A 13326-nucleotide genomic window follows, 5' to 3' on the forward strand; every position below is an offset into this window, starting at 1 on the left:
GTGCCGCCCGGAGCGGCACCGTGACGGAGCGTCAGCCCGTTTTTCGGGCGGCGCGGCCGGGGCCGACCGCGGCGGGCGAGCTAGCCGCGCGCCTCGACCCGTTGCCGCGCGAGCGCGCTGTCGCGATCCTCGATCCCCAGCATGTGCGAGACCAGCCGCAGGAGGGAATCTTCTTCGGGGTCGCGCACGCCGTCGGCCAGCACCACCGACCACAGCGCCTCGATCACGCCGATGCGCTCCTCGTAGGGGACGGCGTCCTTGATCGCGCGGGTGAAGCGGACGGTGTCGGGGGCCTCCGCTTCCAGCGCCTCGGCCTCGGTGCGCAGGGCGGTGGCGGCTTCGGGCGCGAGATCGTAGCGCGCGGCAGCGATGCGGCCGATGCGCGCGCGTTCCTCGCTGTCGTAGTCCCCGTCCGAGCGCGCCACGCGCACGAGAAGGGCGGTCAGTGCGAGACGCGCGTCGGAATCGGGCAGCGTGTCGGGGTCGGGGGCGGTCAGACGCCGGAGGAAATCGCCAAACATGATCGGAATATAGTCAGGGCCCGCTGCAGGGAAAGGCGGCTCAGGCGCGTCCGACCGCGCCGAAGGCCGTCTCGGGCAGGCCGAAGGTCCGGGCAAGCGTGCGGGCCGCGTCGGGATCGGCTGCGGGCCGCCGCGCCTCGCGCCACAGGCACCGCGCGAACGCGTCGCGTTCGTCGGCGGCCACGTGCTGCGCCACCAGCCGCGAGTAGCCCGAGCCGGGTGGCACTGCCGCGGCGACCTCCTCGCAGGCGCGGCGCATTTCCTCGGCCTCGCTGCGGGTCAGGTCGTAGCGATGCGCCAGCGCGGCATCGATCCGCGCGCTGTCGAGCGCGAGCGGCGCGAGGTCCTGGCGCGCGAGGCGCACGGCCAGAGCCCCCAGCGCGAGCGGGGTGTCGGCCGGGTCGAGCCAGCCGTAATTGGGCCGCAACGCCCAGAAGATCAGTCGAGCGGACAGCGCGCATCCTCCTTCAGCCCACGCCGACAGCCCGGACGAACCGGCCTGTTCGGGGCGAAGCGTGGCGGGCGGCGCGCGGTTTGTCTAGGTGGCGGTTCGTGGCGATCGCGTGCCGAGGCGCCGCGAGAAGGTGCGCGACAGGTCTGCCATCGCGCCATCGAGCCCCCAGGGCGGGTTCACCACGAAGAGGCCCGATCCCTCCATCCGGTGTCCCTCGCGCACCGGCGGGAAGCGGACTTCGTGGCCCAGGCCCTCGGGAAACGCCGCCTCGAGCGCGCGCGCCATCGCGCCATGCGGGCCGTCGCGCAGCAGCGGGTACCACAGGATCAGGATGCCGACGTTCCATTTCCGGGCGAGCTTCTGGAAGGCCCGGGGAATGTCCTCGTAGTCCGACTTGATCTCCCAGGACGGGTCGCAGAGCAGCACGCCCCGGCGCGGGTCGGGCGGGCAGAGGCTCTGGGCCAGCGCCAGTCCGTCCTGCTTGTGGACCTGCGTCCCGGTCCCGGCCATCGCGGCCTCGAGCGCGGCGTGCTCGGCCGGATGCAGCTCGGCCAGGTGCATCGGGTCGGTGGCGCGCAGCAGGTGGCGCGCGATCAGCGGCGAGCCGGGATAGGCGTCGGCCCCGTGCGCCGCGCGCACCGCATCCACCGCCCGGCGATAGGGGTGGTCCGCCCCGAACCAGTCGGCAGCGCGGACGATCCCGGCCGCGGCTTCCCCTGTCTTGACAGCCTCGGCGCCCGAGAGGTCGTAGAGCCCGCGGCCGGCATGGGTCTCGATGTAGCTCAGCGGCTTGTCCTTCCGCGTGAGGTAGTCGAGCGTCCACGCCAGCGCCGCATGCTTGTGCACGTCCGCGAGGTTTCCCGCGTGATAGGCGTGCTGGTAGGACAGCATCAGCCGACGGACTCGGCGATCCAGGCGAGGTAGCCGCCCGAGCCCGCGGCGATCTCGTGCGCCCAGAGCGACGGCTCGTCGTAGGGGTGGGCGTCGAGGATCATCTCTTCCAGCGCCGCGTAGCCGTCCTTGGTGGTCTTGAACAGCACCCGCCATTCCGGCTCTTCGCGCAGGCCGTCCCAGTCGTAGACCGAGGCGATGGCGGTGATCTGGACGCAGGCGGCAAGCTTTTCGCTCACGGCGCGGCGCGCGAGGTCGCGGGCGCCGTCCTCGCTGTCGATGGTGGTGAAGACGGCGAGGGTGGTGGTCGGCGTGTCGGTCATGTCCGCTCCGTTCTCAGGACGAGTTCGAGGATCACGAGGTAGGGCAGGTAGAAACCCGCGAAATTGAACAAATCGAACGGGCCGGTGAAGTCCGGCGTCGAGCCCGCCCCGCCGGTGGCCGCATACCAGACCCAGTAGTGCAGTCGATAGAGGAACGACCCGAGTGCCAGAACCGTGAGCCTCAGCGCCCAGACCCGGTGCGCCGCACGGTTCTTGTCGAGCGCGTGGTAGACGGTGTTCGCCGCCGCGATCAGCAGGAGCGCGCCGTAGAGCGCGAACCCCGCCGTCATGAGCGGGCCTCCGATGGTGCCTTTCAGCGCGATGTAGAGAAGCCCCGCGATCCCGGTGATCGCGGCCGCGGCAAGCGTGACGTAGCCGAGTGTCCGGTGAACCCGGGGCCGCCGGGTGCGGATACGCTCGATCAGCTGGAACGGCGCGAGGAGGGTGGCGACCGCGCCGGTCGTCATGTGCGCGAAGATCAGCGCGGTCGGCAGCGGCGTGGTGTAGAACCGCGTCTCGCCCGAGAGGTCGGTCGCCAGCCCTGCCAGTCCGAACGCCCCGGCGTAGAGCACGAAGGGCAGGGCGAGGAGTGCGACACCGAGGGTCGCGAGGGTGGCGGCACGGGTCATGAGCGCGATGGTGCGGCGTGCATGGCGGTTGGGCAAGTGGGGTGGGGTGCCGCGTGCTTAGGTTCATTCGGTCGAGCGGTGCCCGGGCGCGGGGCCGAGGGCGACGCCCGCCGCGCCAGCGTCATGCCTCAGGCATGACCCCCCCCGGCGCGGCGCTGGCGCTGTGTCGGGATCGTGCGAGCCGTAGGTCGGCACCGGCGCGCGTGGCGGCTACCGGATGCCGTGCCGTGCGTCTTGGTTCGAGCGGTGCCCCGGGCGCGGAGTCAAGGGCGAAGCCCGCCGCGCCAGCGCCGACCCGCCCCCCGGGGCGGCGCTTTGGCTGGGCCTGGCGGGACCTTCGAGGTCTTTCGGATGTGGGGGGATAAAGCGCACCCGCTCGGAGGGCCGGAGCGCCGCCCCGCGGGTCGGCGCTGTCGCTTTTTGGGAGGTCGACTGGAATAATTTTCCTAAAATTCAGAATAACGTAAATAGCGGATAGCTAAGTCGGTAACCTGGAGTATAGCTCATAAGTAAATGCGCGTGGGCAATATGCGGCGTTGGCTGAAATTGAATTTCTGTAATCCATTTTTCTACATCATAGACGCTAAGCCAGTCTTCGTCAGTGTGTATAATCAAGAAGTCAATGCCGTCGAGGTGCGAGATATCTTTTCGAATTGAGCGCTGTTCATACTTACTATTGGCATCATGAACTATTTCGAGAATTTCTTTCTTAAATCTATCTCTGTTCCATTGTGTCTCATGAAAGACTTCCGGTGATGAGGAGGTAAGTGATATTCCACGTTTCCGAGCCCCATCAATCCTTCGGAGGGCCTCGCCATCAACCAGCTCCTTTAGTTCAACTGAGCGAAAACGCTTATCGATTTCTACGAAGGCATCGGGAGGGTCGTTTTCATTGAGCTGCCAATTTCCAATGCTTTGTTTTCCGCGGAGGGAGAGAGATTCGATCCAAGCTTTCAGAACTTCTGATTCTACAAGCGCTTTGTCTTCTGCGTCTCGTCTTGCGTACGCGGAGGCATGCCCTCGTGAATTTGTAATCTCGATATAATATCGCAGCCTGTTCTGTTCTTTAAGCGCTTTCCAATCTTTCTTATTCTTCACACCAACCTCGACACATCCTTCGCCGCCCGCACGAAATCCCGGAACAGCGGATGCGGGTCAAAGGGTTTCGACTTCAGCTCGGGGTGGAACTGGACGCCGATGAACCACGGGTGGTCGGACCATTCGACGATCTCGGGCAGCTTGCCGTCGGGGGACATGCCCGAGAACGTCAGGCCGCCGTCCTCCAGCGCCTTCTTGTACTGGATGTCGACCTCGTAGCGGTGGCGGTGGCGTTCGTCGATCGCGGTGGTGCCGTAGACGTCGGCCACGCGCGAGCCCTCGGTCAGAACCGCGTCGTAGGCGCCGAGGCGCATGGTGCCGCCCTTGTCGTCGTCGGGGCGGCGGTTGACCTTGGCGTTGCCCTGCACCCACTCCTTGAGGTGGTAGACCACCGGCTCGAAGCGCTTCTTGCCGGCCTCGTGGTCGAACTCCTCGGACCCCGCGCGCGAGACGCCGGCCACGTTCCGCGCCGCCTCGATCACCGCCATCTGCATGCCGAGGCAGATGCCGAGATAGGGCACCTTGTGCTCGCGCGCGAACTGGGCGGCCTTGATCTTGCCTTCGGTGCCGCGCTCTCCGAAGCCGCCGGGCACGAGGATCGCGTGGTAGCCCTGAAGGTGCGTGGCCGGATCCTCGCGCTCGAAGATCTCTGCGTCCACCCACTCGACATTGACCTTCACGCGGTTGGCGAGCCCGCCATGGGTCAGCGCCTCGGCGATGGACTTGTAGGCATCCTCGAGCTGCGTGTACTTGCCGACGATCGCGACCGTGACTTCGCCCTCGGGGTTGTGGATGCGGTCGGACACGTCCTCCCAGCGCGACAGGTCGGGCTTGGGCGCGGGGCTGATCTGGAACGCGTCCAGAACGGCCTGGTCCAGCCCCTCGCGGTGGTATGCGAGCGGCGCGTCGTAGATCGAGGACAGGTCCTGCGCGGCGATCACGCTGTCCGGGCGCACGTTGCAGAACAGCGCAAGCTTCTCGCGCTCCTTCTGCGGGATCGGACCTTCCGAGCGGCAGACGAGGATGTCGGGTGCGAGACCGATCGAGCGCAGCTCCTTCACCGAGTGCTGCGTCGGCTTGGTCTTGAGCTCGCCCGAGGCCTTGATCCACGGCAGCAGCGTCAGGTGCATCAGCGTGCACTGGCCGCGCGGCTTGTCCTGGCTGAACTGGCGGATGGCCTCGAAGAAGGGCAGGCCCTCGATGTCGCCGACGGTGCCGCCGATCTCGCAAAGCATGAAGTCCACCTCGTCCTCGCCGATCGAGATGAATTTCTTGATCTCGTCGGTGACGTGGGGAATCACCTGGATCGTCTTCCCGAGGTAGTCGCCGCGGCGCTCCTTCTCGAGGACGTTGGTGTAGATGCGACCCGACGAGATCGAATCGGTCTTGCGCGCCGGCACGCCGGTGAACCGTTCGTAGTGCCCGAGGTCGAGGTCGGTCTCGGCGCCGTCGTCGGTGACGAAGACTTCGCCGTGCTCGAAGGGCGACATCGTGCCCGGGTCCACGTTGAGATAGGGATCGAGCTTCCTCAGCCGGACGGAAAAGCCGCGCGCCTGCAGCAGCGCGCCGAGTGCCGCGGAGGCGAGACCCTTACCAAGCGAAGAGACCACACCGCCGGTGATGAAGATGAAGCGTGCCATGTCGTTCCCGTAGTCTGCTCGACGTCGTGCGAAATGCGCCTGCGTACCGCAGGACCACGGGATTTAAGTGTAAGCGGATTCGCATGCCGAAGGCAAGGCGAACCGCCAGATGTAGTCCCGCAAAAGCGCGTCGGCCAAGATGTTGTGGATATCTGTCAGGTTTGGGCCCGCCGGGATGGCGGGCCGGGCGCATTCATGGGCCCGCGCGGTCAGTCCGCGCGCGGCACCAGCGGCGCGTCGCCTTCGCCGTCCCCACCCTCGGCCGAGGGTGGCGGCAGCAGGCCGTCGGTGTCGAGGCCGCCGTCGGAGGCGGGCGCATCGCCGTCTTCGACCGTGGCCGGGCCGCCGTTCAGGCGGTCCATGATCGAGCTGCCAGAGCTGTCAGCGGCGGCGAAGATGGTCAGCAGCAGCGACGTGCAGATGAAGGCTGCCGCGAGGATCCAGGTCATCCGTCCCAGGGCCGTGCCGGCGCCACGGGCGCTCATGGCACCGCCGCCACCACCGCCCATGCCGAGGCCACCGCCCTCCGACCGCTGCAACAGCACCACGCCGATGAGCGACAGGGCGAGCAGCAGGTGAACGATGAGGATGACGTTTTCCATGAAGCGGGCCTCGCGCGTTTGCTGCGCGGTATCTAGGGAAATTCGTCACGGGCCGCAAGCCGCGCGGGCCGTGGCGCCCGTGGCGTCGCGTCAGATGTCGCCGGTGCCTGACGGGCCGGGCAGGCGACCCCACGTGATGCGCGCCCAAAGTCGTTCGTAAAGCACGTAGGTAATGAGACCGAGGCCTGCCGAGGCGAGCGCGAGCGTGCCGCCTGCGCCGACCGATCCTGTGACAAGCACGCCGAGCAATGTCATGACCGCAATGCCCAGAACCTGCCAGCCGATCGCCTTCACCCACGTGCGTGCGCGCGTCTCCATCTTGTCCTCCTGATGTTCGGATTTTCGTATCTAACGGAGGGGTAGCTGCACGCGCCGGTGTGGTGTATTCCCAATTTCGTGCCCAAAAATACGCAATTGGCGATAAAAATAAACAATGATTACCGTAACGGACAAACGGCATCGCGCCGAGGTGTTTCGAGAACGTCTGCGCAGCGCGCTGATCCACGCGGACACCAATCGCAGCGCGCTGGCGCGGGCCGTCGGCGCGAACCGGTCCACCATGTCCCAGCTGCTCGACGATGGCGGCGCCCGGCTGCCCAACGCGCACCTCGCGGCGGAATGCGCGCAGGCGCTCGGGGTCAGCACGGACTGGCTGCTGGGCCTGACGGACCGCCCGGAACGGCCGGGCGACGTGGTGGACGCGGCGGTGCAGCTGACCCAGGCCGAGCGCACGGCCTCCGACGACCAGCTTCTCGACTGGCACCGCGAGGCTGCGGGCTACAAGATCCGGCACGTTCCGGCGACCTTGCCCGACCTTCTCAAGACCGAGGCGGTGATGCGCTGGGAATACGCGGCCTTTCTCGGCAAGACGCCGGACCAGGCGATCCGGGCCATGCAGGGGCGAGTGGACCTGCTCTATCAGGGGCTCTCGGACTACGAGATCGCTCTGCCAGCGCACGAGCTCGACGCGCTGGCAGCGGGCGAGGGCTATTACCGGGGGCTGCCGGCGGCCGCGCGGACCGAGCAGATCGAGCGGCTGGCCGCGACATGCGATGAGTTCTACCCCGCGCTCCGGGTGTTCGTCTTCGACGCCCGGCGCGTGTTCAGCGCGCCGATCACGCTGTTCGGGCCACGGATCGGGGTGATCTACGTGGGCCGGTTTTACCTCGCGTTTCGCGAAAGCAGCCGCATCCGGTCACTGACGCAGCATTTCGACGGGCTCATCCGCGAGGCGTCGGTCGATGCACGCGACGCGGCGGCCTACCTCCGCGCGCTGACCGTCACGGGGTGAGGGCGCGGACGGTCCGCGCCCTCCGTCAGGTTCAGAAGTCGACCTGGAACGAGGTCTGGATGCGGTCCGTGCCGTAGGAGCCGCCGCCGAAGGTCTCGCGCTTGCCGTTGAAGTACTCGACCCCGAAGCTCGCCCGCTCGGTGATCTGGTAGCTGGCGTTGAGGTGGACCGACTGCAGGCTCTCGGTGTCGCCCATCAGGCCAGTCTCGTTCTCGCGCCAGCCGTAGATCGCGCGGAAGGTCCAGTCCTCGCCGACCTCCTGCGAGATGCCGGCATAGGCCGACTGCACCTCGATCGGGTCGCCGTTGGCGTCGAGGTCGTCGCCGAGGAACACCAGGTAGGACGCGATGCCCTCGCCGTAGGTGTAGGAGGCGTCGAAGCTGCCGCCTTCCCACAGCTGGGCGGTGGTCGACAGGTTGACGCCCCAGACGTCCTCGTCGCTGCCACCGTCATCCTCGACCTGGCCGCCGATCACCGAGGCGCGCAGCAGCAGCGGGTCGGTGTCGTAGGCCAGGGCGCCGATGACCACCGGCGTGTCGCTTCCCGCGTTCGAGTCCTCGAGCGCGACCGACGCGCTCATGTTGTTGCCGAACTCGTGGGTGTAGCGGATCTGTTCCTGCCGGGCGAAGGGAATGCCCGCAACGCCCTGGAAGTCGAGCGTGATCGGGTAGGACGACAGCGGCATGAACGTCGTCCAGTACTTGCCGATCCGCAGGCCGCCGAGCGTCGCCACGGCATGGCGCAGGCGCGGCTCGGGGCCAGCGTCCGCAAAGGCGCCCGATGCGCCGTAGAAGTCGATCTCGACCTGGGTGCCAAGCTCGCCCATGCCAGTCTGCGTGGTGGTGCGGAACCCGAGACGCGTCTGGTTCACCGTCGCGGTGAAGGCGTCCCCGTCCTCGGCGCCCGGGCCGATGCCCACGAGGCCGAACGTGGTGTTCCCGAGCTTGTAGCCGAAGTCGTAGATGAAGTCGGACTTGAAGTAGCCGTAGAACTCGAGCTGCGTACCGGTCTCGGTGCCGAAGGTCAGCGGCTCGCTGCGCGTCTCTTCGAGCTGCGCGACCCGCGCCTCGAGCGCGGCGATGCGCTGGGCGTCGGTCTGGGCGCTCTGGGCCTGAACCGTGGATGCAAGGCCGGTCGCCGCGAGGGCGACCGCGATGGCGGTCGTCGTGCGTGAAGTCATGTCGCCTCGTTTGTTTGCTTGTGATGCGGACCCGCGTGGTTCGGGACCGATCACTGTCAACCTGACACGACATGCGCGGAGGTCAGCCGATGTCACGGGATCGTGACGGCCGCGAGGCTGATTTTCGTCCGGGTCGATCCGACGCGCACAGAAAGCAGGATCTGCGAAAGTGGTTTTCCCGCCCGGCGCGCATCTGTAAGGAAGGCGCGTTTGACGACATCGAAGCGAGGCAGTGATGGCAAACGTCGTGGTCGTGGGCGCCCAGTGGGGCGACGAGGGCAAGGGCAAGATCGTTGATTGGCTGTCGGAGCGCGCCGACGTGATCGCGCGCTTCCAGGGCGGTCACAACGCGGGCCACACGCTCGTGATCGACGGCGAGGTCTACAAGCTGCATGCACTCCCGTCGGGCGTCGTGCGCCGCGGAAAGCTGTCGGTGATCGGCAACGGCGTCGTTCTCGACCCGTGGCACCTGGTGAAGGAGATCGCCGGCCTGCGCGAGCAGGGCGTCGAGATCACGCCCGAAACGCTGATGGTCGCCGAGAACACGCCGCTGATCCTGCCGTTCCACGGTGAACTGGATCGCGCCCGCGAGGCGCAGAACTCGGTCGCCAAGATCGGCACCACCGGCCGCGGCATCGGCCCGGCCTACGAGGACAAGGTCGGCCGCCGGGTGATCCGGGTGGCGGATCTCGGCGACGACGCCACGCTCGAGCTGCGCGTGGACCGCGCGCTGGTGCATCACAACGCGCTCCGCAGTGGCCTCGGTCTCGATCCCGTGGACCGCGACGCTCTACTGGCGGACCTGCGCGGCATCGCATCCGAGATCCTTCAATACGCCGGGCCGGTCTGGAAGGTGCTGAACGAGAAGCGCCGCGCCGGCCGCCGGATCCTGTTCGAAGGGGCGCAGGGCGCGCTCCTGGACATCGACTTCGGCACATATCCCTATGTCACGTCCTCCAACGTGATCGCGGGGCAGGCAGCCACCGGCACCGGCATCGGGCCGGGCGCCATCGATTTCTGCCTCGGTATCGTGAAGGCCTACACCACCCGCGTCGGCGAAGGCCCGTTCCCGACCGAGCTGCACGACGACGACGGCCAGCGCCTCGGCGAGCGCGGCCACGAGTTCGGCACCACCACCGGGCGTAAACGCCGCTGCGGCTGGTTCGACGCCTGCCTCGTGCGCCAGACCTGCGCGACCAGCGGCGTGAACGGCATCGCGCTGACCAAGCTCGACGTGCTGGACGGCTTCGAGACGTTGAAGATCTGCACGGGCTACGAACTTGACGGCCAGACGCTGGACCACCTGCCCATCGCCGCCGACCAGCAGGCCCGCTGCACCCCGGTCTACGAGGAAATGCCCGGCTGGTCGCAATCCACGGAAGGCGCCCGCAGCTGGGCCGACCTTCCGGCCGAGGCGATCAAGTATGTGCGCCGCGTGGAAGAGCTGATCGAGTGCCCGGTCGCGCTTCTGTCGACTTCACCCGAACGTGACGACACGATCCTCGTGACGGATCCATTTGCCGACTGATGCCTGAGCTGTCCCACAAGACCCGCCGGCGGTTGTCGCTGCTGGTTCTGATCGTCGGCCTGCCGGTCTACATCGTCGTCGCCTCGACGATCGTGACGCTGTTCGAGCGGCCGCCGATCCTTGTGGAACTGGCGATCTACGTGGCTCTGGGCGTGCTCTGGGCATTCCCGCTGCGCTTCGTGTTCAAGGGAGTGGGCCGCGAGGCCCCTCCCGAGGAGTAACGCGCCTCCCGCGCGGTGCTTGACACCCCCCGGCGAAGATCTCACCAACCAAGGCATGTTACGGTGCCGCCGTGGCACCACGGCGCCGTGTGCCCGTCCCGAGAAGGCCGGGCGATCCGCGTGCCCCGGACCCGCGGCACGCATCACTTGGGAGGACACCATGACGAATTTCACCCGACGCGGCGCCCTTGCGCTCGCCGCAGCTCTCGCGGCCGGTCCCGCGCTGGCACAGGACAGTGAGGACCTGACCGAGGTCAGCGTCGGCGCGCTGCGTTTCACCAGCCACGCGCCCAGCTTCATCGCCGCCGAGCGCGGCTACTTCGAGGATGCGGGCCTCGACGTGTCCTTCGAATTCTTCCAGGCGGCCCAGCCGATGGCCATCGCGATCGCCTCGGGCGATGCGGATTACGGCGTGACCGCGATCACCGGCGGCCTGATCTCGCTGGCGCAGAAGGGCGCGGCCAAGGTCATCGGCGGCGCGCTGTCCGAGGAGCCGGGTATCGACGGCCAGAAAATCCTCGCCTCGACGCAGGCCTACGAGGACGGTCTGACCGATCCCTCGCAGCTCGACGGGCGCAGCTGGGGTGTCACGCAGGCGGGCTCGTCCTTCCACTACATGGGGTCGCGCATCGCCGAGGCCGAGGGCGCCGAGCTGACATTCCGCCCGCTCCAGAAGGTCCCTGCGGTGATCGGCGCGCTCAAGACCGGCCAGATCGACGCGTGGTCCATCGTGCCGCACATCGCGAAGCCGCTGGCCGGGGCGGGTGCAGTGCAGGTGATTGGCAACGTCTCGGACTACCTGCCGAACTACCAGGTGACCACGCTCTTCACCTCGACCGACACCGCGGAGAACGAGCGTGAGCAGACCGAGGCCTTCATCGAGGCGTTCTCACGCGGGGCGGCCGACTTCAACGCGGCGCTCGTCGACAAGACCGCTTCGGACTCGGAAGTGGACGAGATCATCTCGATCATCGCGGGCTACGTCTATCCCGACCGCCCGGTCGAGGACGCGCGCGACGCCATCGTCAACGGCGCCATGCGCGTGAACCTCGATGGCGCGCTCAACGAGGAGTCGGTCCGCGATCAGCTCGACTGGTTCAAGTCCGAGGGTCTCGTCGACGAGGGCGTGACCTACGAAACGCTGGTGGACGACAGCTACGCCGGCGGCAATTCCTGACCATCGCGGCGGGGGCGGCGACGCCCCTGCCCATGACTGCCGAGGCGCCGATGGACCTCCGACTGAACTCGATCTCCCACCGCTACGACGATCTCGAGGTCCTGCGGGACATTTCCCTCGACATTCCGGCAGGGCGGATCGTGTGCATCGTCGGGCCATCCGGCTGCGGCAAGTCCACGCTGTTGCGCTTCATCGGAGGGCTCGAAAAGCCGACACGCGGAGAGGTTCTGCAGATCGGCGAGGCGCCCGCCGACAGCCTCAACCCGCTGACCTACGTCTTCCAGGATTTCGCCCTGCTGCCCTGGCGCACGGTCGAGGGGAACATTTCGCTGGTCCTGAACGACCACGGCGTGCGCGGCCGCGAGGCAGAAGAGATCATCGCCGACGTGCTCGCGCGCACTAAGCTGTCCGAGTTCCGCACCGCGTGGCCGCGGCAGTTGTCGGGCGGCATGAAGCAGCGTGTGGCCATCGCCCGCGCGCTGGCCGTGAACCCCGCCGCGCTGCTGATGGACGAACCCCTCTCGGCCCTCGACAGCCAGACCCGCGAGCTTCTCATGGACGACCTCGTGGGGCTTTGGACCCGCGCGCCGTTCACCGCGGTCTACGTCACCCACAACCTGTCCGAGGCGGTGCGCCTCGGGCATCGGATCGTGGTGCTGTCGCGGCGACCCGGCGAAATCCGCGAAATCGTGGAGATCGACTCCCCGCTGGCCGGTCGCGACCTCGCCGAACCGGAACTCGACGCGCGGCAAAAGCACCTCTGGGCGCTCATGCGCGCCGAGGCCGAGGCCGCCGACAAGGAACTTGCCCATGGCTGACGGCAGCCTGACCTCGCCCGGCGGGATCGCCACCGGAGACCGCCCCGAGGCTCGCCCGGTCCGTTTTCGCGGCGGCGGCTTCAACCCCACCTCGCCGCGCTGGGTCGGGGCGGCCGTCTTCGTGGTGCTGATCGCGTTCCTCGAATGGGGCACGCGCGCCGGCGTGATCTCGAACCTGACCATGCCGCGGCCATCGGACGTGTTCGCGACGCTGGTCGACCTCGCCCGCAGCGGCATGCTCTGGACCCACCTCGTGCCGTCCCTGACCCGCCTCGCGGTAGGCAGCGCGCTGGGTACGCTCGCTGGCATCTTCGTGGGCGTGATGATCGGGCTCTTCTCGGTGGCGCGCGCCGGCCTGGTGCCGCTGGTCGCGGCGCTGTTTCCGATCCCCAAGATCGCGCTTCTGCCGCTTTTCGTGATCTGGTTCGGCATCGACGAGGCGTCGAAATACGCGCTGATCGCCTTCGGGACGTTCACGCCCACGGTGGTCGCGACCTATGGCGCCGTGGACACCGTTGACCGGACGCTGATCCGCATGGGCCAGAGCTTCGGGCTGAAATGGCACACCATCGTGCTGCGGATCGTGCTGCCCGGCGCGATGCCGGGGATCCTGTCGGGCCTGCGCGTCAGCCTCGCCATCGCCATCATACTGCTCGTCGCGGCAGAGATGCTGGGCGCGGAATACGGGATCGGCGCCTATATCCTGCAGGCCGGTTCGCTCTACGACCTCGAGCGTCTTTTCGCAGGCGTGGCGATCCTGTCGCTTCTCGGTGTGCTGGTGAGCGCGGCCATCGGGCGGATCGAAGCGCGCCTCCTGCGCTGGCGGGGATAGGCCGCGCGGAGGTCTGAGGCGGCCGCCGGGTCAGGAGTGACCGGGTCGCCGATGGGCATTGTCCCTTCCGGAGCATGCGGTTGTCCCCCGGAAACGAAATCGGGGCGCCCCGGCCGGGACG

The 13326-nt window shown here is 67.7% G+C and carries 16 protein-coding genes; 6 read left to right on the top strand and 10 right to left on the bottom strand.

Going from position 1 to position 13326, the window contains the following annotated elements; translation table 11 throughout:
• Positions 1–80 precede the first annotated feature (80 nt).
• The 9 genes from BMX29_RS01805 to BMX29_RS01840 all read right to left on the bottom strand — a co-directional run bounded on the left by BMX29_RS01805 (position 81) and on the right by BMX29_RS01840 (position 6476).
• The gene (locus BMX29_RS01805; protein WP_092809855.1) at positions 81–521 is read right to left on the bottom strand and encodes a tellurite resistance TerB family protein; all 441 of its coding nucleotides are present in this window, start codon (positions 519–521) and stop codon (positions 81–83) included.
• A gap of 40 nt (positions 522–561) precedes the next feature.
• Positions 562–948 (bottom strand): TerB family tellurite resistance protein, encoded by a 387-nt coding sequence (locus tag BMX29_RS01810; protein WP_051487807.1) that lies wholly within the window; start codon positions 946–948, stop codon positions 562–564.
• Positions 949–1059: 111 nt separating this feature from the next.
• Positions 1060–1866 carry a 23S rRNA (adenine(2030)-N(6))-methyltransferase RlmJ gene (locus BMX29_RS01815; RefSeq protein WP_092809857.1) on the bottom strand — a complete coding sequence of 269 codons (807 nt, stop codon included), beginning with the start codon at positions 1864–1866 and terminating at the stop codon, positions 1060–1062.
• Positions 1866–2189, bottom strand: coding sequence for a divalent-cation tolerance protein CutA (gene cutA / locus BMX29_RS01820; RefSeq protein WP_043845568.1), 324 nt, complete (start codon positions 2187–2189; stop codon positions 1866–1868). The genes BMX29_RS01815 and cutA overlap by 1 nt, the downstream gene beginning before the upstream one ends.
• Positions 2186–2818: a DUF2306 domain-containing protein gene (locus BMX29_RS01825; RefSeq protein WP_092810165.1), complete on the bottom strand. Its 633-nt coding sequence runs from the start codon at positions 2816–2818 to the stop codon at positions 2186–2188. The genes cutA and BMX29_RS01825 overlap by 4 nt, the downstream gene beginning before the upstream one ends.
• Positions 2819–3271: 453 nt before the next feature.
• Positions 3272–3916: a hypothetical protein gene (locus tag BMX29_RS18730; protein ID WP_139196901.1), complete on the bottom strand. Its 645-nt coding sequence runs from the start codon at positions 3914–3916 to the stop codon at positions 3272–3274.
• The gene (locus tag BMX29_RS01830; RefSeq protein WP_092809859.1) at positions 3913–5556 is read right to left on the bottom strand and encodes a CTP synthase; all 1644 of its coding nucleotides are present in this window, start codon (positions 5554–5556) and stop codon (positions 3913–3915) included. The genes BMX29_RS18730 and BMX29_RS01830 overlap by 4 nt, the downstream gene beginning before the upstream one ends.
• Positions 5557–5765: 209 nt before the next feature.
• Entirely contained in the window at positions 5766–6158 is a 393-nt protein-coding gene (gene secG / locus BMX29_RS01835; RefSeq protein ID WP_043845564.1) for a preprotein translocase subunit SecG, read from the bottom strand.
• Positions 6159–6248: 90 nt separating this feature from the next.
• Positions 6249–6476, bottom strand: a complete 228-nt coding sequence (locus tag BMX29_RS01840) for a DUF2061 domain-containing protein (RefSeq protein WP_092809861.1) — start codon at positions 6474–6476, stop codon at positions 6249–6251.
• 115 nt (positions 6477–6591) lie between these two features.
• Here BMX29_RS01840 and BMX29_RS01845 point away from each other — a divergent pair, with 115 nt between their 5' ends.
• Positions 6592–7449 carry a helix-turn-helix transcriptional regulator gene (locus BMX29_RS01845; protein ID WP_092809863.1) on the top strand — a complete coding sequence of 286 codons (858 nt, stop codon included), beginning with the start codon at positions 6592–6594 and terminating at the stop codon, positions 7447–7449.
• 31 nt (positions 7450–7480) lie between these two features.
• Here the strand turns inward: BMX29_RS01845 and BMX29_RS01850 are convergent, their stop codons facing one another.
• On the bottom strand, positions 7481–8629 hold the full coding sequence (locus BMX29_RS01850; RefSeq protein ID WP_092809865.1) for a DcaP family trimeric outer membrane transporter: 1149 nt from the start codon (positions 8627–8629) through the stop codon (positions 7481–7483).
• A 235-nt stretch (positions 8630–8864) separates the two neighbouring features.
• On the opposite strand from BMX29_RS01850, the gene BMX29_RS01855 reads away from it, so the two are divergent.
• From BMX29_RS01855 to BMX29_RS01875, 5 genes are all read left to right on the top strand, one after another.
• A complete protein-coding gene (locus tag BMX29_RS01855; protein WP_043845558.1) occupies positions 8865–10157 on the top strand; it encodes an adenylosuccinate synthase in 1293 nt (430 codons plus the stop codon).
• Positions 10157–10378, top strand: coding sequence for a DUF2842 domain-containing protein (locus tag BMX29_RS01860; RefSeq protein ID WP_043845556.1), 222 nt, complete (start codon positions 10157–10159; stop codon positions 10376–10378). Before BMX29_RS01855 ends, BMX29_RS01860 begins: the two co-directional genes overlap by 1 nt.
• 160 nt (positions 10379–10538) lie before the next feature.
• Positions 10539–11555 (top strand): ABC transporter substrate-binding protein, encoded by a 1017-nt coding sequence (locus BMX29_RS01865; protein WP_092809867.1) that lies wholly within the window; start codon positions 10539–10541, stop codon positions 11553–11555.
• Positions 11556–11605: 50 nt separating this feature from the next.
• Positions 11606–12373, top strand: coding sequence for an ABC transporter ATP-binding protein (locus tag BMX29_RS01870; protein ID WP_092810166.1), 768 nt, complete (start codon positions 11606–11608; stop codon positions 12371–12373).
• Positions 12366–13205, top strand: coding sequence for an ABC transporter permease (locus BMX29_RS01875; protein WP_092809869.1), 840 nt, complete (start codon positions 12366–12368; stop codon positions 13203–13205). Before BMX29_RS01870 ends, BMX29_RS01875 begins: the two co-directional genes overlap by 8 nt.
• Positions 13206–13326: the final 121 nt, after the last annotated feature.

This window comes from Roseivivax marinus (assembly GCF_900109705.1).
Lineage (GTDB): Bacteria > Pseudomonadota > Alphaproteobacteria > Rhodobacterales > Rhodobacteraceae > Roseivivax > Roseivivax marinus.

Coding starts and splice junctions, on each gene's coding strand:
- BMX29_RS01805 (WP_092809855.1), bottom strand. CDS start 521: ATGTTTGGCGATTTCCTCCGGCGTCTGACCGCCCCCGACCCCGACACG.
- BMX29_RS01815 (WP_092809857.1), bottom strand. CDS start 1,866: ATGCTGTCCTACCAGCACGCCTATCACGCGGGAAACCTCGCGGACGTG.
- cutA (WP_043845568.1), bottom strand. CDS start 2,189: ATGACCGACACGCCGACCACCACCCTCGCCGTCTTCACCACCATCGAC.
- BMX29_RS01825 (WP_092810165.1), bottom strand. CDS start 2,818: ATGACCCGTGCCGCCACCCTCGCGACCCTCGGTGTCGCACTCCTCGCC.
- BMX29_RS01830 (WP_092809859.1), bottom strand. CDS start 5,556: ATGGCACGCTTCATCTTCATCACCGGCGGTGTGGTCTCTTCGCTTGGT.
- secG (WP_043845564.1), bottom strand. CDS start 6,158: ATGGAAAACGTCATCCTCATCGTTCACCTGCTGCTCGCCCTGTCGCTC.
- BMX29_RS01840 (WP_092809861.1), bottom strand. CDS start 6,476: ATGGAGACGCGCGCACGCACGTGGGTGAAGGCGATCGGCTGGCAGGTT.
- BMX29_RS01845 (WP_092809863.1), top strand. CDS start 6,592: ATGATTACCGTAACGGACAAACGGCATCGCGCCGAGGTGTTTCGAGAA.
- BMX29_RS01850 (WP_092809865.1), bottom strand. CDS start 8,629: ATGACTTCACGCACGACGACCGCCATCGCGGTCGCCCTCGCGGCGACC.
- BMX29_RS01855 (WP_043845558.1), top strand. CDS start 8,865: ATGGCAAACGTCGTGGTCGTGGGCGCCCAGTGGGGCGACGAGGGCAAG.
- BMX29_RS01860 (WP_043845556.1), top strand. CDS start 10,157: ATGCCTGAGCTGTCCCACAAGACCCGCCGGCGGTTGTCGCTGCTGGTT.
- BMX29_RS01865 (WP_092809867.1), top strand. CDS start 10,539: ATGACGAATTTCACCCGACGCGGCGCCCTTGCGCTCGCCGCAGCTCTC.
- BMX29_RS01870 (WP_092810166.1), top strand. CDS start 11,606: ATGGACCTCCGACTGAACTCGATCTCCCACCGCTACGACGATCTCGAG.
- BMX29_RS01875 (WP_092809869.1), top strand. CDS start 12,366: ATGGCTGACGGCAGCCTGACCTCGCCCGGCGGGATCGCCACCGGAGAC.